Origin of the sequence: Streptomyces sp. Ru71, assembly GCF_002920535.1 — a bacterium.
Classification (GTDB): Bacteria; Actinomycetota; Actinomycetes; order Streptomycetales; family Streptomycetaceae; genus Streptomyces.
Genome location: NZ_PQSS01000034.1, coordinates 12,960 through 31,202, shown reverse-complemented (window position 1 = coordinate 31,202; position 18,243 = coordinate 12,960). Strand labels below are relative to the sequence as shown.

Annotated in this window: 21 protein-coding genes and 1 tRNA gene; 16 read left to right on the top strand and 6 right to left on the bottom strand. The window is 71.2% G+C overall.

Features of this window, described 5'->3' with window-relative positions; all coding sequences use genetic code 11:
- Window positions 1-1,389: a PP2C family protein-serine/threonine phosphatase gene (locus C3489_RS20690; protein ID WP_181139764.1), complete on the bottom strand. Its 1,389-nt coding sequence runs from the start codon at window positions 1,387-1,389 to the stop codon at window positions 1-3.
- Between the two features lie 636 nt (window positions 1,390-2,025).
- Between C3489_RS20690 and C3489_RS20685 the strand changes: the two genes are divergently transcribed.
- A complete protein-coding gene (locus tag C3489_RS20685; RefSeq protein WP_103783452.1) occupies window positions 2,026-2,709 on the top strand; it encodes a bifunctional DNA primase/polymerase in 684 nt (227 codons plus the stop codon).
- Window positions 2,710-2,764: 55 nt separating this feature from the next.
- The gene (locus C3489_RS20680; RefSeq protein WP_103783450.1) at window positions 2,765-3,379 is read left to right on the top strand and encodes a hypothetical protein; all 615 of its coding nucleotides are present in this window, start codon (window positions 2,765-2,767) and stop codon (window positions 3,377-3,379) included.
- A 245-nt stretch (window positions 3,380-3,624) separates the two neighbouring features.
- On the opposite strand, the gene C3489_RS20675 is transcribed toward C3489_RS20680, so the two are convergent.
- The 3 genes from C3489_RS20675 to C3489_RS20665 all read right to left on the bottom strand — a co-directional run bounded on the left by C3489_RS20675 (window position 3,625) and on the right by C3489_RS20665 (window position 6,382).
- Window positions 3,625-4,590, bottom strand: coding sequence for a DUF5926 family protein (locus C3489_RS20675; protein WP_103783448.1), 966 nt, complete (start codon window positions 4,588-4,590; stop codon window positions 3,625-3,627).
- A gap of 149 nt (window positions 4,591-4,739) precedes the next feature.
- On the bottom strand, window positions 4,740-5,378 hold the full coding sequence (locus C3489_RS20670) for an ATP-binding protein (protein ID WP_103783447.1): 639 nt from the start codon (window positions 5,376-5,378) through the stop codon (window positions 4,740-4,742).
- A gap of 176 nt (window positions 5,379-5,554) precedes the next feature.
- Window positions 5,555-6,382: a glycerophosphodiester phosphodiesterase gene (locus C3489_RS20665; protein ID WP_103783445.1), complete on the bottom strand. Its 828-nt coding sequence runs from the start codon at window positions 6,380-6,382 to the stop codon at window positions 5,555-5,557.
- 285 nt (window positions 6,383-6,667) lie between these two features.
- Here C3489_RS20665 and C3489_RS20655 point away from each other — a divergent pair, with 285 nt between their 5' ends.
- The 3 genes from C3489_RS20655 to C3489_RS38375 all read left to right on the top strand — a co-directional run bounded on the left by C3489_RS20655 (window position 6,668) and on the right by C3489_RS38375 (window position 9,474).
- Entirely contained in the window at window positions 6,668-8,200 is a 1,533-nt protein-coding gene (locus C3489_RS20655; protein WP_103783443.1) for a S1C family serine protease, read from the top strand.
- 62 nt (window positions 8,201-8,262) lie between these two features.
- Window positions 8,263-8,349 (top strand) — tRNA-Ser (locus C3489_RS20650).
- Between the two features lie 243 nt (window positions 8,350-8,592).
- On the top strand, window positions 8,593-9,474 hold the full coding sequence (locus C3489_RS38375) for a hypothetical protein (RefSeq protein WP_146075340.1): 882 nt from the start codon (window positions 8,593-8,595) through the stop codon (window positions 9,472-9,474).
- A 520-nt stretch (window positions 9,475-9,994) separates the two neighbouring features.
- Here the strand turns inward: C3489_RS38375 and C3489_RS20645 are convergent.
- Entirely contained in the window at window positions 9,995-10,480 is a 486-nt protein-coding gene (locus C3489_RS20645; RefSeq protein ID WP_103783442.1) for an NUDIX hydrolase, read from the bottom strand.
- Window positions 10,481-10,566: 86 nt separating this feature from the next.
- Entirely contained in the window at window positions 10,567-11,325 is a 759-nt protein-coding gene (locus tag C3489_RS20640; protein WP_103783440.1) for a GntR family transcriptional regulator, read from the bottom strand.
- 194 nt (window positions 11,326-11,519) lie between these two features.
- Here C3489_RS20640 and C3489_RS20635 point away from each other — a divergent pair, with 194 nt between their 5' ends.
- From C3489_RS20635 to C3489_RS20585, 11 genes are all read left to right on the top strand, one after another.
- Window positions 11,520-11,849, top strand: a complete 330-nt coding sequence (locus C3489_RS20635) for a hypothetical protein (RefSeq protein WP_103783439.1) — start codon at window positions 11,520-11,522, stop codon at window positions 11,847-11,849.
- A 1-nt stretch (window position 11,850) separates the two neighbouring features.
- Complete coding sequence (locus tag C3489_RS20630) at window positions 11,851-13,191, top strand: FtsK/SpoIIIE domain-containing protein (protein ID WP_103783437.1); 1,341 nt, start codon at window positions 11,851-11,853, stop codon at window positions 13,189-13,191.
- An 18-nt stretch (window positions 13,192-13,209) separates the two neighbouring features.
- Window positions 13,210-13,884: a DUF2637 domain-containing protein gene (locus tag C3489_RS20625; RefSeq protein ID WP_103783435.1), complete on the top strand. Its 675-nt coding sequence runs from the start codon at window positions 13,210-13,212 to the stop codon at window positions 13,882-13,884.
- Between the two features lie 19 nt (window positions 13,885-13,903).
- Complete coding sequence (locus tag C3489_RS20620) at window positions 13,904-14,092, top strand: mobile element transfer protein (protein ID WP_103783433.1); 189 nt, start codon at window positions 13,904-13,906, stop codon at window positions 14,090-14,092.
- A gap of 13 nt (window positions 14,093-14,105) precedes the next feature.
- The gene (locus C3489_RS20615) at window positions 14,106-14,264 is read left to right on the top strand and encodes a hypothetical protein (protein ID WP_103783431.1); all 159 of its coding nucleotides are present in this window, start codon (window positions 14,106-14,108) and stop codon (window positions 14,262-14,264) included.
- An 18-nt stretch (window positions 14,265-14,282) separates the two neighbouring features.
- A complete protein-coding gene (locus C3489_RS20610; protein WP_103783429.1) occupies window positions 14,283-14,588 on the top strand; it encodes a SpdD protein in 306 nt (101 codons plus the stop codon).
- A 5-nt stretch (window positions 14,589-14,593) separates the two neighbouring features.
- On the top strand, window positions 14,594-15,139 hold the full coding sequence (locus tag C3489_RS20605; RefSeq protein WP_103783533.1) for a GGDEF domain-containing protein: 546 nt from the start codon (window positions 14,594-14,596) through the stop codon (window positions 15,137-15,139).
- Window positions 15,140-15,233: 94 nt separating this feature from the next.
- Window positions 15,234-15,416, top strand: coding sequence for a hypothetical protein (locus tag C3489_RS20600; RefSeq protein ID WP_103783427.1), 183 nt, complete (start codon window positions 15,234-15,236; stop codon window positions 15,414-15,416).
- Window positions 15,417-15,420: 4 nt separating this feature from the next.
- Complete coding sequence (gene repSA / locus C3489_RS20595; RefSeq protein ID WP_103783425.1) at window positions 15,421-16,836, top strand: replication initiator protein RepSA; 1,416 nt, start codon at window positions 15,421-15,423, stop codon at window positions 16,834-16,836.
- Complete coding sequence (locus C3489_RS20590; RefSeq protein ID WP_103783424.1) at window positions 16,836-17,051, top strand: helix-turn-helix domain-containing protein; 216 nt, start codon at window positions 16,836-16,838, stop codon at window positions 17,049-17,051. Before repSA ends, C3489_RS20590 begins: the two co-directional genes overlap by 1 nt.
- The gene (locus C3489_RS20585; RefSeq protein WP_103783422.1) at window positions 17,051-18,229 is read left to right on the top strand and encodes a site-specific integrase; all 1,179 of its coding nucleotides are present in this window, start codon (window positions 17,051-17,053) and stop codon (window positions 18,227-18,229) included. The genes C3489_RS20590 and C3489_RS20585 overlap by 1 nt, the downstream gene beginning before the upstream one ends.
- Window positions 18,230-18,243 lie beyond the last annotated feature (14 nt).

The following is an 18,243-nucleotide window of genomic DNA, read 5'->3' as shown; positions in this document are numbered from 1 at the left end:
CTACTCGAAGCGCGCCGCCAGCAGGACGACGTCCTCCTCGCTGTCCTGCCGGTCCAGGCCGTCGGGCAGAACCGTCCGCAGCACATGGTCCGCGAGCGCGTCCGGGTCGTGGCGCAGCGCCCGCGGCACCCCGGCGGCCGCCGCGTGCAGCCGGGCGAAGGCCCGGTCCACCGGATCGCCGGTACGGTGCAGCAGACCGTCGGTGTAGAGCAGCACCGTCTCCCCGGGCTCGGCCTGCAGCTCCACGCTGGGCGCCTCCCAGCAGGCCAGCATCCCGAGCGGCGCGGAGACGGACGTCTCGACGAACTCGGTGCGCCGGTGGCCGACCAGCAGCGGCGGGCAGTGCCCGGCACCGGCCAGGGTGATCTTGCGCAGCGCGGGCTCGCAGTAGGCGAACAGGGCGGTGGCCGAACGGGCCGGCTCGGTCAGCCGCAGCAGCAGCTCCAGGTCGGACAGGACGGCGACCGGGTCCTCGCCCTCCATCACGGCGTACGCCCGCAGGCTGGCCCGCAGCCGGCCCATCGCGGCGACGGCGCTCGGCCCGGAGCCGGTGACCGAGCCGACGGCGAGCCCGAGGGCGGCGTCGGGCAGCGGCAGCGCGTCGTACCAGTCGCCGCCGCCGCGCGGACCGGTGCGGTGCCGGGCGGCGAGCTGGACACCGGCGACCCGGGGGAGGCGGGCCGGCAGGAGTTCCTCGGAGATGGTCGCCATGCACGCGCGCGTGCGCTCCACCTCCAGCAGCCGGGCGAGGTGTTCGGCGGCGTAGCGGGCGTAGAGGCCGACCAGATGGCGCTGGCGTTCGACCGGTTCGGCGGGTTCGTCGTACAGCCAGACGGCGGCGCCGAGGCGGCCGGCGGCCTCGGCGGACAGGGGGAGGGCGTAGCTGGCGGCGTATCCGAGGCGGGCGGCCACCTCGCGGTGGCGGGGGTCGAGGCCGTCCTCGGCGAACAGGTCGGGCTCGGCGATCTCCCGGTCGCCGCCGGGCAGTCCGTCGAGGATGCGGCCGAGCGGGGTGGCGCTGCGCGGCACGGTCTCGATGTGGCCGAGATCGGCGCGGCCCAGACCGAGGCCGACGCTGGTGTCCGGGCCCCGCCCGTCGGCCGGTTCCAGGGCGACGAGCCCGCGCCGGGCGCCGACCAGACAGGCCCCGGCACGCAGCAGTTCGTGCAGGGCGTCGTTCAGGGTGCCGGTGCGGGCCAGGCGCTCGGTCAGCTCGTGCAGGGTCGTCAGGTCCGACACCCAGCCGGCGAGCCGGTCCTGGAGCAGGGCGCCGGGGGCGTGCGGCGGCGGGACCGGCGCGGTGGCCGCAGCGGCGGGCGCGGCAGTGTGCGCGGGGGCCGGAACCGTTGAATCGATTCCAGCCACTTTCTGCGGATGAGGGGCGTTCATGGCAACCGGCTTTCCGACCGGTGCGTACTGCTGAAAAGCATCGCAAACCCCCATGTCTTCTGCGCCGCTAGCAGTGTCTCCACATGTACACGCACTCGTGAGGGGATGTCCAGCATTGTCCTGCTGGGATTCCTGGTGTCCGTGGTGTTCACGGGCTTTGCGGGGCTCCTTGCGGTAACCCCTTGCGCAATAGCGAAGTTGGCTGAAAACTGCCTCGGGTATCGGGTGATTGCGGTCGACTGGCCTTGCTCCACGGAGCGTCACAGTGGTCGTGATGGGTACGTACTCGGTATGGGCCGGGGTGGCGGGGAGGCCGCCCGGAACCTGGTGTCCGGATCGGGCGTCCTATCCACCGACGACCCAGCCCCATCCTCCCGTGGCGGCGGCGAAGCGAAAGACGCGGGACGGCAAACGCCACACTTCGCCACCCCGCGCCACGCCATGCTGGTGCCGAACACTGAACACGGCATGGACGTCAGCGGCCGCACGTAGCCGCCGAAGCTCGGCCCACAGGGGTTCCCCGTGCGTGAGGCCGGGGTGTGATGCGCCAACAGGTACGCAGAGTGCAGAGATCGACACATGGTGTGATGAGGTCCTCGGTGTTGCCAGGCGTGCAACGGAAAGGAACGAGCGCTCATGCGCGAGATCCCCGGAAGGCGACGCAGGCTCCTGTCCCGACTGCCCCGTCTGTCCCGGCGGAGGAGCGGGAGGCCTGAGCTGATCGGCGCGGCCCTGACCTTCGCCACCGAGTGGCGCTGGCCCGTGCTGCCGGGCGTGGCGGCGGACCCCGAGGGCCGCTCGCGCTGCGGCTGCCCCGACCCGGACTGCACGGTCCCCGGCGCGCACCCCTTCGACCCCGGACTGCTCGCCGCCACCACCGACGAACGCATGGTGCGCTGGTGGTGGACCAACCGGCCCACCGCGCCGATCGTCCTGGCCACCGGCGGCCGCGCGCCCTGCGCGGTCTCGCTGCCCGCGCTGCCCGCCGCCCGCGCGCTGGCCGCGCTGGACCGCGACGGCATGCGCCTGGGCCCGGTGGTCGCCACCGATACCCGCTGGTGGATCCTCGTCCGCCCCTACTCCCTGGAGCAGTTGGGCGAGCTGCTCTACGCCAAGGACTACGTGCCCGGCTCGCTGCGCTTCCACGGCGAGGGCGGCTACCTCGCGCTGCCCCCCTCCGAGACCGGCCGTGGCACGGTCCGCTGGGAGCGGGCCCCGCTGCCCGGCTCGGCCGCCCCTTGGGTGCCGGACGTGGAGGCCGTGGTGGACGCGGTGGTCGACGCCCTCACTCGTACGGGTGTGAGCGCGCCCGAGTTGTAGGGGTGTCGGCCGTGACCTGATCGCGTGCCCGCCCCCGGTCGTTATCGTCCCCCTCATGAACCTCCGCCTGGCCGCCCTCGCGGGCGTCGTGGCGTGCGCGGTCGCCCTGCCGCTGGCCGTGGCGTCCGCGGGCGACGTGAACGACGCGGAACACTCGGTCGTACGGTCGCCGACGTACTCGGGTGCCACCTACGACGACGAGAAGCCCGACGGCGCCGGCGCGGACGGCGCCGGCTCCCCAGAGCACGCGTCGCCGCCCGGCGAGCACGAGGCGCCGCCCGACGGGGACGGCCGCTCGCCGCTGCTGCTGGGCCTCGGCCTGGCCACCGCCGCCCGCTGCGGTCCCGAACTCACCTCGCCGGACGGCATCGAGGCGCAGACCTGTGTCCTCACCCAGGGCACGCAGACCTGGGCCCGCACCTACTACCGCAACACCACCGGCCGGGCCCTGTCGGCGGCGCTGAGCCTGATGCGGCCGGACGGACACACGGTGCAACTGAGCTGCGCGCTGGGCGCCGACGACGAGCCGGGAACCTGCGAGACGCCCCGGGAGGCCACCGTCGGCTCGCCGGGCGCCTACGCGGCGGTCGCGGAGTTCGCACGGGCGGGGGGTGGGGGGCCGCTGCTGCTGCGGGCCGGGAGTAACTCACCGGAGCAGACGGGCAGTTGACGCATCACGCCGGACTATGGACGGCGTCGCGTATGGAAAGACCCGGTTGCTGGCGACGGGGGATGCACCAGCAACCGGGCTACGGAGACGGTAACAAGAGATCGGCGCCAAGCAAATTCGATCTCTAGTTTTCCCTCGCGAATTCGGACACCCGCGGAAACGCCGTGACCGGGCCAATCGGACATCCCGGCGGCCCGGCGGCGTCATCCGCTGTGACGGGCGTCACCCCTCGCGGGGTGCGGGTGTCAACTGAGCGTGACCTGCCGGTTGGTCAGCCCGCCGCGCGCCCGGCGCTCCTGCGCGGTCAGCGGCTCCTTGACGGCCAGTGCCTCGGCGAGACGCTCGGCGAACTCGGCGGCGGGCTTCTCCACGTCCGAAGCGGTGACCGAAGTCGGCAGGTCCCAGACCGGCACGGTCAGCCCGTGCGCCCGGAAGGAACCGACCAGACGCGTGCCCTCGCCCAGGCCGGAGCGACCGGCCGCGTGCAGCCGGGCCAGCGCGTCCAGAAGCTGCTCCTCCGGGTGCGGCATGACCCAGCGCAGGTGGTTCTTGTCCGGCGTCTCGCACCAGTACGCCGCGTCCACACCGGTCAGCCGCACGGTCGGGATCGCCGCGGCGTTCGCCCGCTCCAGGGAGGCGGTGACCTCCGGGGAGGCGTTCTCCGCGTCCGGCACCCAGAACTCGAAGCCGCTGTGCACGACCGGCTCGAAAGCGCCCTCGGGGTCGAGCAGGTCCTGCAGTCGCGGCCCGTCGGCCGGGGCGCGGCGGCCCTGCACGGGGTTGCCCGGCTTCGCCTCCAGGGCGCGCAGCAGCGTGTCGGCCAGGTCGCGGCTGATGTCGCCGGACGCCGTGTCGTTCTGCAGGCCGAGCATGACCGCGCCGTCGTCGCGGCGCAGCGCGGGCCACGCCATCGGCAGCACGGTGGCCAGCGTGACGGAGGGGACGCCCTCGGGCAGGCCGTCCCTCAGGGTCAGCTCGACGGTGGCCGCCGGCACCAGTTCGCGCAGCGCCACCCAGTCGCACTCGCCGGGCAGCCCCTCGAACGGGCGGTGCACCAGCTCCGTCACCGCCTGCGCGGCGGCCCGGCCGTGGCAGGCCTTGTAGCGGCGGCCGCTGCCGCAGGGGCAGGGCTCACGGGCGCCCACCACCGGGATCTCCTGGTCGCTCAGCTGAGGGCGCGCGGCCTTCGTCTGGGGTCGCTTCTTGGCCATGGTGGGTGTCTCCCGGATACGGCTCGTCTGGTACGGCGCGAGCCTAGCCGTTCAGGCCATGACCGACGCCGACCTGTGGACGACGACCCGTCGGCGCCGACCGTGGCGCAGGCCGCGCGGGACGACCGCGGACGGCTCCGCGGCCGGGGTCAGCCCAGGTCGTCGAAGGCGTCCGCGAAGTCCAGGTCGACCATCGCGGCCACCGGAGGTGCGGCAACGCGCGAGGCGAAGTCGTCGCGCCGACGTCCGGCGTCCGGGTCGTACACGTCGTCCTGGACGACGACCCACACCGTGACCTCGCCGCGCACGTCGTCCCGGACGCCCCAGTCGTCGGCCAGCGCGGTGATGATGTTCAGGCCGCGTCCGCCGTGCGCGGTCACCGAGGGGGTGGCCGGGGCCGGGCGGGTCGGGCCGCCGCCGTCGGTCACCTCGACGACGAGCCGGCCGTCGGGGTCCACCCGCCACGCGGCCCGTACGTCCCCGTCCCCGGCGAGCGCGTCGCCCAAGGGGCGGCCGTGTTTACACGCGTTGCTCAAGAGTTCGGAAAGAATCAGAACGGCATCATCGATGACCGATTCGGCCACACCGCTGCTGCGCAACTGATCACGCATGCGGTGTCTCGCCTTCCCCACGCCCGCAGGGCCATGGGGTACGGCCATGCTCGACGACGTGGGCACCTCCTGTGCCACCACCAACGCCACCCCCGAGACCTCCTTCGCCCCACGCCACGGTGTGTTTGCCCCATTGGCCTGTACCGGAAACCGGCCAATCCGCGTCCTTGGACGCATTCACCGCCGTCGAACACGGACCGAACGCGCCGGAGCACTCCCCGTAGTCATGTGGCTGGATTTCATCGGTGTGACCGATAGGGGAGGATGGGGCAGCAAGCGCCCGAGGGTCAAGAGACCTGTAGGGCTGATGTGACCGAAGTGACTGCCGCCGGGCCGTCGGTGGCCTCTCGCGCTCAGCGCCCCAATTGCCGCAGCACCGCTGCCGGGCGGTTGGTGATGATGGCGTCCACGCCCAGCCGGGCGCACAGCTCCACGTCCTCCGGCTCGTTCACCGTCCACACGTGCACCTGCCGGCCGGCCCGCTTCAGCCGCTCCACGTATCCGGGGTGGCCGCGCACGATCCGGATCGAGGGTCCCGCGATCCGCACGCCCGCGGGCAGCCGGCCGTCGCGCAGCCGGGGCGAGACGAACTGCATCAGATAGACCGTCGGCAAGGTCGGGGAGGCCGTGCGCACCCGGTGCAGCGAGCGCGCCGAGAAGCTCATCACGCGCACCCGCGACTCCTCGGGCGAGTCCGGCGCGTCCAGCCCGAACCGCTTCAGCAGGTGCAGCAGCCGCTCCTCGACCTGCCCGGCCCAGCGGGTGGGGTGCTTGGTCTCGATGGCCAGCTCCACGCGCCGATCGGCGTCGGCCACCAGCTCCAGCAGCCGCTCCAGGGTCAGCACCGAGGTGGCCTCGCGGTCCTCCGGCCGGAACTCCCAGTCCGGTTCCTCGTCCCGCCCGCGCCAGGCGTCCCGCGTCTTCCAGGAGCCGAAGTCCAGCGCGGCCAGATCGGCGAGCTCCAGGGCGGAGACCGCGCCGCGGCCGTTGGACGTACGGTTGACGCGGCGGTCGTGCACGCAGACGAGGTGTCCGTCGGCGGTCAGCCGGACATCGCACTCCAGCGCGTCCGCGCCGTCCTCGATGGCCTTGCGGTAGGCGGCGAGGGTGTGCTCCGGCGCGTCCTCGGAGGCTCCGCGGTGGGCGACGACTTGGATGTGGTGCGGTCGTGCGTGGGTCACCGCGTCATGGTGCCACCGGGACGGGGTAGACGGGGGACCGCGGGTGGGCGGAAGCGCGGGAGACGTTCCAGTGGTACGCACCTTTAGTCCGACAGGTCCTATATAAAGGATGGTCAGGAACCCACAGCCACCGCTTACGGCCCCCTGACGGCAGGTGGGAAAAGCTGGCGGCATACAAATGCACATGCATCGGGGCCGCGCGTGCCCGAAGACGGTCGACCTGTGACCCGTCGACCTGTGACCCTGTGTTTCGACAACGACAGCCGTGGATCGAGGAGAAGAGCTGTGAGCACCGAGAACGAGGGCACTGAGGTACCCCCGGCCCCGTCTGCACCTCCCGTGCCGGTGGACTCTCCCGCAGCCTCCGCGCAGCCGCCCGCGCCCCAGGGCCAGGCACCCGCGCCCCAGGGCCAGGCACCGGTGACCCCGTCCACGGCGCCCCCGCAGCAGCCGCCGGCCCAGCCGGCCACGAGCCCCGCGGCCGACGCCCCGCAGCAGGCGGCCCACCCGGGCACCGCCGGCTCCGCCCCCGAGGCCGGCTGGCCGCCCCCGCCGCCTGCGACCCCGGCGTACGCCGTGGGCGAGCCGACGTACGGCGACGGCACGACCGGTGGCGGCGTGGCAGGTGGTGGTGCGGCCGGTGGCGGCACGGGCCACGGCTGGGGCGTGCCGTACGCGCAGCAGCCCGCGCCGAAGCCGAAGTCGGGGCGCGGCGGTCTGCTCGCCGCCGTCCTGGTGGCCGCGCTGGTCGCCGGCGGCCTGGGCGGCGGCCTCGGCTACACGCTGGCCAAGGACAACGACAGCACCGGCTCCACCACCGTCTCCGCGGCCACCAGCGGCGGGGATGTCAAGCGCGACCCCGGCACGGTGGCAGGGGTGGCGGCCAAGGCGCTGCCGAGCACGGTGACCATCGAGGCGGAGTCCACCAACGGCGAGGGCGGCACCGGCACCGGCTTCGTCTTCGACACCCAGGGCCACATCGTCACCAACAACCACGTGGTGGCGGACGCGGTGGACGGCGGCAAGCTGACGGCGACCTTCCCGGACGGCAAGAAGTACGACGCCGAGGTGGTGGGCCACGCCCAGGGCTACGACGTCGCCGTCATCAAGCTCAAGAACGCCCCGTCGAACCTCAAGCCGCTCCCCCTCGGCAACTCCGACCAGGTGGCGGTCGGCGACGCGACCATCGCGATCGGTGCGCCCTTCGGCCTGTCCAACACGGTGACCACGGGCATCATCAGCGCCAAGAACCGCCCCGTGGCCTCCAGCGACGGCTCCGGCAGCCAGGCGTCCTACATGAGCGCCCTGCAGACGGACGCCTCGATCAACCCGGGCAACTCCGGCGGCCCGCTGCTGGACGCGCACGGCAACGTCATCGGCATCAACTCCGCGATCCAGTCCACCGGCAGCGGCGGGATGGGCGGCTCCGGCCAGTCCGGCTCGATCGGCCTGGGCTTCGCCATCCCGGTCAACCAGGCCAAGTACGTCGCCCAGCAGCTGATCAAGACGGGCAAGCCGGTCTACGCCAAGATCGGCGCGTCGGTCTCGCTGGACGAGTCCGCCAACGGCGCGACGATCACCCCGCAGGGCGCGGGCGGCTCCGCCTCCGTCGAACCGGGCGGCCCCGCGGCCAAGGCCGGCCTCAAGCCCGGCGACGTCATCACCAAGCTGGACGACCACGTGATCGACTCCGGCCCCACGCTGATCGGCGAGATCTGGACCCACCAGCCCGGCGACAAGGTGACGATCACCTACGAGCGCGACGGCACGTCCCACACGGTCGAACTGACCCTGGGCTCCCGCGTCGGCGACAGCTGACCGGCCCACGGCGCCTGCCGACCCGTTAGTCTTGTCCCGCGCCGCCCTGACCGGCGGCGCGGGGAGGCGTGCCCGAGCGGCCGAAGGGAACGGTCTTGAAAACCGTCGTGGCAGCGATGTCACCGTGGGTTCAAATCCCACCGCCTCCGCAGCGCAAGAGCCTCTGACCAGCCAAAAGGTCAGGGGCTCTCGCCCGTTCCCACTTCCCGTGATCACCCGCGGTTCCCCATGATTTCCCGTCAGTTCGGGCACGTGAGGGGCACGCCTTCCCCCCTTTGCGCGGCGACCATGCCCCGACAGAGGTGCCGCTGATATGTGTGACACGTAGCGATAGCTGGCCATTCCTGGGGATAATTGGCCTTAGCCACCCGGCCTTGGAGGTTCGAGGCCAGATGAATGCACCCCCTCCGCCGCAATCCTGGCGCCCCGACGAGGAAGACTCCCTGAAGTGGGTTAAGGGGATCCTCGGCGCTCTGTCCCTGCTCGTCGGACCCTTTGGGCCGCTGCTCGTCGCTGGTGGCGAATACCTCTACCGCCGACGCCACCTCATCTTCAGCCCCAATGGACAGCCGCTACAGGCTGTCAGGCTGGTGGGGGACCCGCCCCCTGTCACGGACGGACAGTGGGCTCACCTCGATGCTGCTGAGACACTCGGCGGGCCCGGCGTGCCGCAACAGGTGATCTCCGTTGTCCCCCAGCTGGATTCTCCGGCGCGCGGGTCAGGGCTGCGCGATGGTGACCCAGTCTCCCTGCTTCTGGCTGGCCGCACCGGACCGGCGCAGCGCGACGGCCTGGTGATTCCCGCCCGAATCGGGCAGCAGCTCGACGTCACCGTGCCGAGTGGCGAGTACGCGATTGCTGGCATGGGGGCGAGCCGCGACGCACTGTTCACTGCACGTGACCCCGTCAGGGCGGCAGGCGGGCTTTGGCTGCCGGCGGGCACCCACCCCACCGCACCACTTGCGTTGCAGGCCCGTTCGGCCCTTCCGCCGCCCACGGGGCAACTGCCGGAGTGCCGCTATTGCCATCGCCCGGTCGCGGACGCGATTGGCCACCCAATTCTCTGCCCGAGCCGCTCGCTCCCGTATCGCTGCGACATCTGCGGCAAGGCCTTCGGCAACCAGTATCCGTACCTAAGGCACCAGCTTGAGGAACATGCTCCTACCGGAACCGGACAAAGAAACTGCCCGGACTGTGGCAGCGCAATCGCACCCATCGGCAGCGCAATCACGTCCATCGCCCTGCACAAGTTGAGCGGCACGTGTTCGGGCTAGCGATGTTGGTTCTCGACGGTCTGCGTTGGTGAGTGGATAACCAGCCACAGTAACCACCACTCTCCTCAGCTCCCATCCCGTCCGCCGTCGACCCACACACCGTGGAGCGGGCGTGGTCCATGGCGTCCAGGTGGAGCGCGCCACTGTACGAACGACCTGGACGCCATGGGCCGCGTCTGCTCGGCTTCGCCTGGGTCGACGGTGGACGGGATGGGAGCTCCCCGCGCACGCCACATCGGACCCGCGGTCGGCGACGGCGCCCCCTCCATCCCGGTGCCGGCCGATCCCCCGCCGGAGGCATTGTTCTGACAGGGGCCGCGCAATGCGGTGATCCCCTCATGGCCACCGGTCCTATCCACATGTGGGCGCGCGTCGGCGCAGCGTGCGCGGAGCGGGCCGAAGGCAGGAGCGCAGCGCGCAGCGGAGCCGGGAAGCGCGCCCGGCGGAGCGGAGCGGAGCCGGGTGCCTTGATGAGGTAGAGAAACCTGTAACAGGTGCCTGCCCCCGAGCCCGGGAACGCCTAGGCCGCCGGTGCCTCGGGAGTCGTGCCGTGCTCCAGGTAGATGGGTGCAGCGTCATCGCGAGCCTGAGCGGCGCTCCGGATACGGCGGGCCAACCGGGGAATCGTCCGCTTCTCGATGTCCGCCAGCGGCACGAAGTGGAAGGCTCGCAGCTCGTCGGCTCCCAGCGCGACCTGGTCGAGTAGTTCCGGCGGGAGCTGCCCGCCATCGAACAGGTACAGGACCTTGTCACCCTCCGCGTCGTTGGGTGCCCAATCGACCGCCAGCAACCGCCCCAGCGAGACGGAGATCCCGAGTTCCTCTCGCACCTCTCGAACGGCGGCTTGCAGCGGCGATTCCCCCACCTCGACGTAGCCCCCGGGCACGTCCCAGTAGTCCTTGTAGGTGGGCTCGACCATGAGGACTCGGCCGTCGGAGTCAAAGAAAAGCGCACCCGCGGCCATGCGCGGCTGCGCCGTCTTCGCTTCATGCTCGTTAGGTGCCATGCGGGGGAGGGTACTTGCGCCGGGCAGTGGATCGGCACCTGCTGCAGTGCTACCCCTGGCGAACGAACACTCGACGAGCCTGCAGCTCAGGCGTCGAAGTCGTACTCCAGGATGTAGGAGGCGGCATCGAGCGTCATTTCGTTGATCTCGACGGGGCGCCCCTCGTCTGCGAACGCGGTCCGGCAGATGAGGATGACCGGCGTACCTGCGGAGATGCTCAGTTGATCCGCTTCGCCCTTCGTAGGCATGCGCGAGCGGATCTCTTCGCGGAAGTGGACGGGCTTGTAACCGAGTTCGGCGAGTCGGGCGTACGTTCCGCCAGGACCCGTGTCCTCCTGCATGATCGCGGAACCCGCGACCACCGAGGTGGGCAGATAACTGGTCGCCAAGAGGACTGGCTTCCCGTCCAGGACGAATCGCCGCCGCCGCACGCACACGGTATCCCCGTCCCCGAGCTCCAGGACGGCCCCGATCCCTTCAGGTGCCTCTTCCTCCGACACCGTGACCTGATCGACCGTGAGGGTGCGGTTCTCAATGTCGGCAGACCAGATCGAGCGCCCGCTGCCCCACTGCTCCTGTGAAAGCCGCTGGATACCTCGGCGCCTCAACGGGCGAAAGGCTCGGACGAAGACGCCGGCACCCTTTCGGGACTCGGCTACCCCTTCGTCCTTGAGCACGCTGAGTGCCTGACGAGCGGTCATGCGTGCCACGCCATGCGTGGCCATCAATTCGTTCTCCCCTGGAAGCCGGTCACCGGGACCGTACGTGCCGGACCGGATCGCTTCCCGTAGAGAGTCCGCGATCCGTTGGTACTTCGGCCGACGGTCGTTGTCGGTGCTGGCCATCCCGGAGTCCTCCCTTCTTCTCTAGACATCCCACTCTAGGGCAACAGATGTTGCCCTGCCTCTTGCGTGTAACCCTCACCCGCGCCAGAGAACCTCTCTAGACATCTTTCTTGACATCTCTAGAGATGTGAGTTCTCCTAGAGATGTCTAGAGAGGTCGCAGCGGGCGACCTCCTTTGAACGAGGGATGGGTACATGCCGTCTTTCAAGATCGACACTTCGACCGCAGTGGTGTTCGTGGCGACCCCGCCGGTGCCGAAGATGGCGAACGCCAAGACCGGGGAACGGGCCATCGACCGGGAGACCGGTGCCGGCCTCTCGACGGTGGGCCTGCTGGTCTCCGACGAGGGCGAGGGCAACCTGTACCAGGTGACCATCCCGGAGACGGGTTACCCGGAGGGTCTGGCGCCGGGCATGCCGGTCAAGGTGATCGGGCTCAAGGCCCGGGACTGGGAGAAGGAGTTCAACGGGCAGAAGCGGCACGGGATCTCGTTCCGCGCGGTCGCGATCACCCCGGTGGCCTGACATGGCCGATGTGACGACGTGGCTGGAGACCACGGGAGCCTTAGCCGGTGCCGGTGGGCTCGGATATGCGAAGGTCCACGCCCCGCGCGTGTACTGGTCGCTGCTCGGGGCACCGCTCACCTGGGGCCGGTTCACCTTCTCGTACCGCTCCACGATGGACGTGTGCGGGCTGACGGTTCAGCCGTCCGGCCTGCGGGCGTTCGTCACCCGCAACGTCGCCCGCCGCGAGGTGCAGCCGGTCCCGCCGAAGATCCGCCGGGTGCGGGCCACGCCCACTGGCTTGCGGGTCACCCTGCGCCTGCCCGCCGGCCTCGAACCGGCGGACGTGAAGGCGTCCTCGGAGCGGCTGCGTCACGCCTGGGGCGTGCACTCGGTGACCGTGGTGGAGACCAAGCCCGGATACGTCGAGTTGCGCATGACCGGCTATGACGTGCTCGGCCGGGTGCGGATGCCGCGCAAGGCACGGCCGCACGACATGGTGGTGCCGGTCGCGCTGCGGGAGGACGGGACCGCGTTCGTGCGGGACTACCGCAAGGCCCCCATGGCCCTGACGCTGGGCGCGAACCACTCGGGCAAGTCGATGTATCAGCGCAACCTCATCAAGGGCCTCGCTCAGCTTCCGGTCGCGCTGGTGGGGATCGACTGCAAGCGCGGGGTGGAACAGTCCGCCTTCGCGCCTCGATTCTCGGCCCTGGTCACCACTCCAGACGATGCCACCTCGCTGCTGGATGTGCTGGTGGCGGAGATGGAAGACCGGTTCGACCTGCTGAGCCTGCACGGTGCCTCCGACATCTGGGACCTGCCCGACACCGTGCGGCCCGTGCCGGTCGTCGTCCTGGTCGACGAGGTGGCCGAGCTGTTCCTGATCTCCTCGCGCAAGGACGAGGAACGCCGGGAGCGGATCGTGACCGCGCTGATCCGGCTGGCGCAGATGGCCCGCGCGGTCGGCATCTACCTGGAGATCTGCGCTCAGCGCTTCGGCTCCGAGCTGGGCAAGGGCGCCACGATGCTCCGCGCCCAGCTCACCGGCCGCGTGGTGCACCGGGTCAACGACAAGCAGACCGCAGAGATGGGCCTTGCCGACGTCGCTCCGGACGCGGTGCCGGTCGCCAGCCTAATCCCGATGGAGCGCCCCGGTACCGCTGTGGCGGCGGACTCTACGGGCGGCTGGTCGAAGATCCGCACCCCGCACACCTCTCGGGATGAAGTGGTCGCCGTCTGCCGGGAGTTCGCCCACCTGGTCCCAGACCTCCCCGCGCTGGAGCCCTTCCGCCCGTTCGTGCCCGCCGAGGCGCCGGCGCCCGGCCCGTCGCTGGTCAAGCCCCGCCCGGGCACCGACTGACGCCCGAAGGGAGGTGTCATGCCTCGCTCGATTCGCCCGGACGCCGTGCTCATCCAGGCCGTCATCGCCGGAGCTCTGTCCTTCGCCCACCTCCACGACCTCGCCGCAGCCGCGGGCCAGTCCGGCTGGAAGGCCTGGGCCTACCCGGTCTCGGTCGACCTGCTGTTGGTCGCCGCCTGGCGGCGGCTGCGCACGGCCCGCCGTGACCGTTCGGCCTGGACCTGGTTCGTCATCGCCCTGGCCGCCTCACTCGGCGCGAACGTCGCCACTGCCGGGCTGCTCGACCTGGAGCACGTGCCCGCCTGGCTGCGCATCCTCGTCGCCGGATGGCCGGCACTGGCCTTCCTCGGCGGAACCCTCCTCGTCCACACCCCGGCCGTACCCGCACAGCCCGAGGACGACGAACCGGCTGCGTCGGAAGTCGAGATGCACCGCGCCGACACGGCCGAAACGGCCCCGGCTCCGGACCCGACGCCCGAACTGGCCCCAGCTTCGCCCTCGGCCCCGCCGCAGCCCACGCCTGCGCCCGCGTCTCCGTCGGTCCCGGCCGCGCTGCTGGACCACGCCCGGAAGCTCGCCGACGCCCACCAGGCGTCCACCGGCTCCCCGATGCCCGCCGACGCGCTCTCGGCCCGGCTCGGACTGCCCGCGCCGATGGTCGACGCCATCGCCGCCCAACTCCAACTCGCCTAACTCCCAAGGGAGATCGCTCGTGGCTGTGTACCGCAACTTCCGCGACCGCATCCGCATCGGCCCCGTTCAGGTCGCCACCTATTACGACGGCCGGGGCCGCGACAAGCACACCGCCGCCTGCACTGCCCCCGGCTGCGGCTTCTCCGCCGACTACCCCGACCGCTCCGCCGCCGAACTCGCCGCCCGCACCCACCGGTGCCAGGCCTAGGAGACCACCTGCCATGGACGTTCCGCTCTGGCTCGCCCTCCTCGTCGTCGGCTACCTCGGCGTCAAGCTCGTCCGCCCGCCCTGGTGGCTCGTGATCGTGCTCCTCCTCGGCGGCTACCTCGTCGCCGACAGCTTCCTCAGCCCCGTCATCGGCACCGCCCTCAACAAGTGACCTGAAGGGAGAACCACCGTGCTCACCCCGAAGTACCCGCCCCAGGACACCGCCCCGCCCCCGGCCGACCTGGCGCCGCAGTCCAGTACCCCGGCGCCCGCCGTCCCGGCCGCCGCTCCGGTGGTCCCGGCCTCGAACCGGCCCGCCGTGCAGCTCACCCCGGGCAGCGCGCTGGCCCTCGCCGCCGGCGGTGGCGCCGTGGTCCTGGTCGTCGGCGCGGTCCTGGTTTCCATGCTCCTCGCGGTTGCCATCACCGGCGTCTCCGTTGCCGTCGTCGCCGTCGTCCTCCGCCTCCTCGTCAAGGACCTCCAGAAGGGGCGGTGACCAGCATGGACACCCACGTCATAGCCGCCGGGTTACCGGCCCTGGGCTGGGCCCTGCACGGCGGACTGCTCACCCGCCGCCTCTCGACCGCCCGCCGCGACCGGCTCACCGGCCTGCACACCCGCGCCGGATGGACCACCCGCGCCGAACACCTGCTGGCCAAGCACCCGAACGCCCTCGTGGTCCTGGTCGACCTGGACGACTTCAAGGCCATCAACGACACCCATGGCCACGCCGCCGGCGACACGGCCCTGATGGCGACCGCCCGCCGCCTCGCCGACTGGTGTGGACGCCACGGCATCGCCGCCCGCCTCGGCGGAGACGAATTCGCCGCCCTCGTCACCGACCCCACTCAAACCGCCGGCCTCTACGCGCTCCAGCTCGCGCTGGACCAGCCGGTGACGCACAACGGCTGCGTCCTGCCGGTGGCGGCCTCGGTCGGCCACTGCCACCGCGTACACCTGCCGGTGCCGACTCTCACCGACGCCCTGACCGCCGCCGACGCCGCGATGTACGCGGCCAAAGGCCACGGCAGGCGCAACACACGCTAAGCGGCCCCCGGAGCGGCCTCGGTCGCCAAACTTCGTCCGCTCCGGGCGCCTGAACCCCTTCCGAACCCAACGGACCCGAAAAGGGAGCCTCATCATGCCCCAGCACACCCCCAACCGGCGGATCTGCCGCGACTGCGACGGCTTCGCCACCGCCGCCATCACCACCGGCACCCGCCACCCGGACGGCACCCGCGCCACGCTCCGCGTCAACTGCCCCAGCTGCAAGGGCACCGGCCACCAGCTCCTCGCCGCCACGCTCGCCCGCGTCGGGAGGTGACCAGTTGACCGACACCGCCACCATGGCGGGCCTGGACCCGGCCACCCTCAAGGACGTGCTGAGGCTGGCCGGGTCTGACGGCTTCGACCGCATCCAAGACCAGATCCGCCGGACCGGCGGCTGCTCCGACCCCATCCACCTGCAAGGATCCGTCGTCGTCCGGGACAAGCAAACGCGGCAGGTCCTGCACTCCTACACGTCCGACAATGAGCCCGGTGGACGGCTCCGGATCGCGTGCGGCAACCGCCGGGCCTCCCGCTGCCCCGCCTGTGCCTGGACCTACGCCGGGGACACCTACCACCTCATCCGCGCCGGTCTCGTCGGTGACCCCGCCAAGGGCACCCCCGACACCATCCGGGACCATCCCCGCGTGTTCGCCACGCTGACCGCGCCGTCGTTCGGCCCGGTCCACAACCGGCCCGGCAACCGGCCCTGCCGCTGCGGCACTCGCCACCCGGAGGACGCCCCAGAGCTGGGCACCCCGCTCGACCCGGAGTCCTACGACTACGCAGGCGCCGTGCTGTGGAACAACCACGCCTCCGAGCTGTGGCGCTACTTCACGATCTATCTGCGCCGCGAGATCGCCCGCCGCGCCGGCCTCACCCAGAAGGCCGCCCACGAACAGTCCCGGGTCTCCTTCGGCAAGGTCGCCGAGTACCAAAAGCGTGGAGCCGTCCACTTCCATGCCGTGATCCGCTTCGACGGCCCCGAGGGACCCGACACCCCGCCCCCGGCCTGGGCCACCCTCGACCTGCTCACCGACGCCATCCGCGCTGCAGCCGCCCGCGTCGCCGTGGACGTGCCTTCGGCTCGGTATCAGCCGGACCCCGATCAACCGGCAAGGACCGCGCCTGCCCGCACGCTGCGCTGGGGCGCGCAGCTCGACGTGCGCCCGATCAAGGCCTTCGGCGACGGCCAGGACATCACCGAACAGGCCGTGGCCTCGTACGTCGCGAAGTACGCCACCAAGGCGGCCGAGACCACAGGCACCGTCGACCGCCGCATCGGCAACAAGGAGGCCTTGGCCCTGCTCGGCGTGCCCGACCACCCGGCCCGGCTCATCGCCGCCTGCCTCGACCTGCACCTGCTCTACCCCGACCGCAAGCTGCGCGACTGGGCCCACATGCTCGGCTTCCGCGGCCACTTCTCCACTAAGTCTCGCCGCTACTCGACCACCCACGGCGCCCTGCGCCAGGTCCGCGCCGACTACCGCGCCGCCCAGCAACGCCAAGCCCTCGGCCTGCCCGACCCCGACGACCAGGAGGCCACCACCCTGACCCTCGCCCACTGGACCTACGCCGGCCACGGCCACACCCCCGGCGAATCATGGCTCGCCGCCAACATCCGCCGCGACATCCAGCAAGGTCGCGAACTCGCACGTGAAGCGCTCGCCGACAGCCGTTCGGAAGGAGACGACTAGTGACCACGGACCGACTGCTCACTGTGCAGGAAGTCGCCGAACGCCTCGGCACGGGCGTGCGGTTCCCTCGCCGACTCATCGAAGAGCGGCGGATCACCTTTGTGAAGGTCGGTCGGCATGTGCGCATCCCTGAGAGTGCTGTGGAGGCGTTCGTGGCCGCCAACACCGTGGAACCGGTCATCCTGCGCCCCATGGCTCTGCGGGGTGCTGCCTGATGGCGCCGAAGCGCAGGTCTCGCCGGACGTTCGGCCGTGTGCGCAAGCTGCCGTCCGGCCGCTTCCAAGCCCGCTACCCCGGCCCGGACGGTGTGCTGCGGCCTGCGGATCGGACGTTCGCCACGTCGACGGATGCCGACCGGTGGCTCATGCGGAAGCGCATCGAGATCGAGGAAGGCCGCTGGCTCGACCCCGCCGAGGGACAGACGACCGTGCGGGACTGGGCCGCTCGCTGGCTTGCTGCCGTCGCTCCGCAGCTCAAGCACAAGACACAGGCGTCCTACAGGTCCCTGATCAACTCGCGGATCAATCCGGCGCTCGGTGATCGCGAGCTGTCGAGTTTGCGGCCGATCACGGTCACTGAGTGGGTGGCTGCGATGCGCACTGAGGGGCTGAGCCCCTCACGTATCCGCCAGGCGTACCGAGTGTTGTCGCAGATCATGGCGTCGGCAGTGGACAACGATCTGATCCCGCAGACCCCGTGCCGTGGTGTACGCCTCCCACGCATGCCGCAGACCGAGCCGCACATCGTCACCCCGCTGGAAGCCTCACGCATCGTCCGCAGTGCTGCGAAGCCGCATGACTTGCTGATTGCGTTGCTCGCCTTCGCGGGCCTCCGGGTGGGGGAGGCGTTCGCCCTTCGGCGCTCGGACGTCGACGTGGCCGGCGGCTTCCTCCTGGTCGACGAGAACCTCGCCGAAGCGAACGGCGCTCTGGTCTTCGACACCCCGAAGTCCCATCAGAAGCGGCTTCTGCGCCTGGCACCCTCACTGGTGAAGCGGCTCGGGTCCTACCTCGAAGTGCTGCCCGGGGGTGAGGACGCTCTGTTGTTCACCACTCCTGCAGGCAAGCCGCTGCGCTACAACCAGTGGCGTAAGGCGTACTTCGACCCTGCCGTGACGGCGGCCGGGCTCACCGACGTCACTCCGCACGACCTCCGGGCTTCGCATGGAACCTGGGTTGCCGACCGGTATGGCGTCATGACCGCCGCCCATCGGCTCGGGCACTCGAATGCGAGCGTGACGACCCGGCACTACGCCCGCCCGGTGGCCGGCCGTGACGACCAGGTCGCCGAGGCTTCTGATGCGTGGTTCAGCGGACACGACGAAGCCAAAGGGGCACGTAGGGGGCACGATGATGACGACGACGGCTCTGCGGGAGTGCTCGCACGCGTCTGACCTGCGGTGCAGCG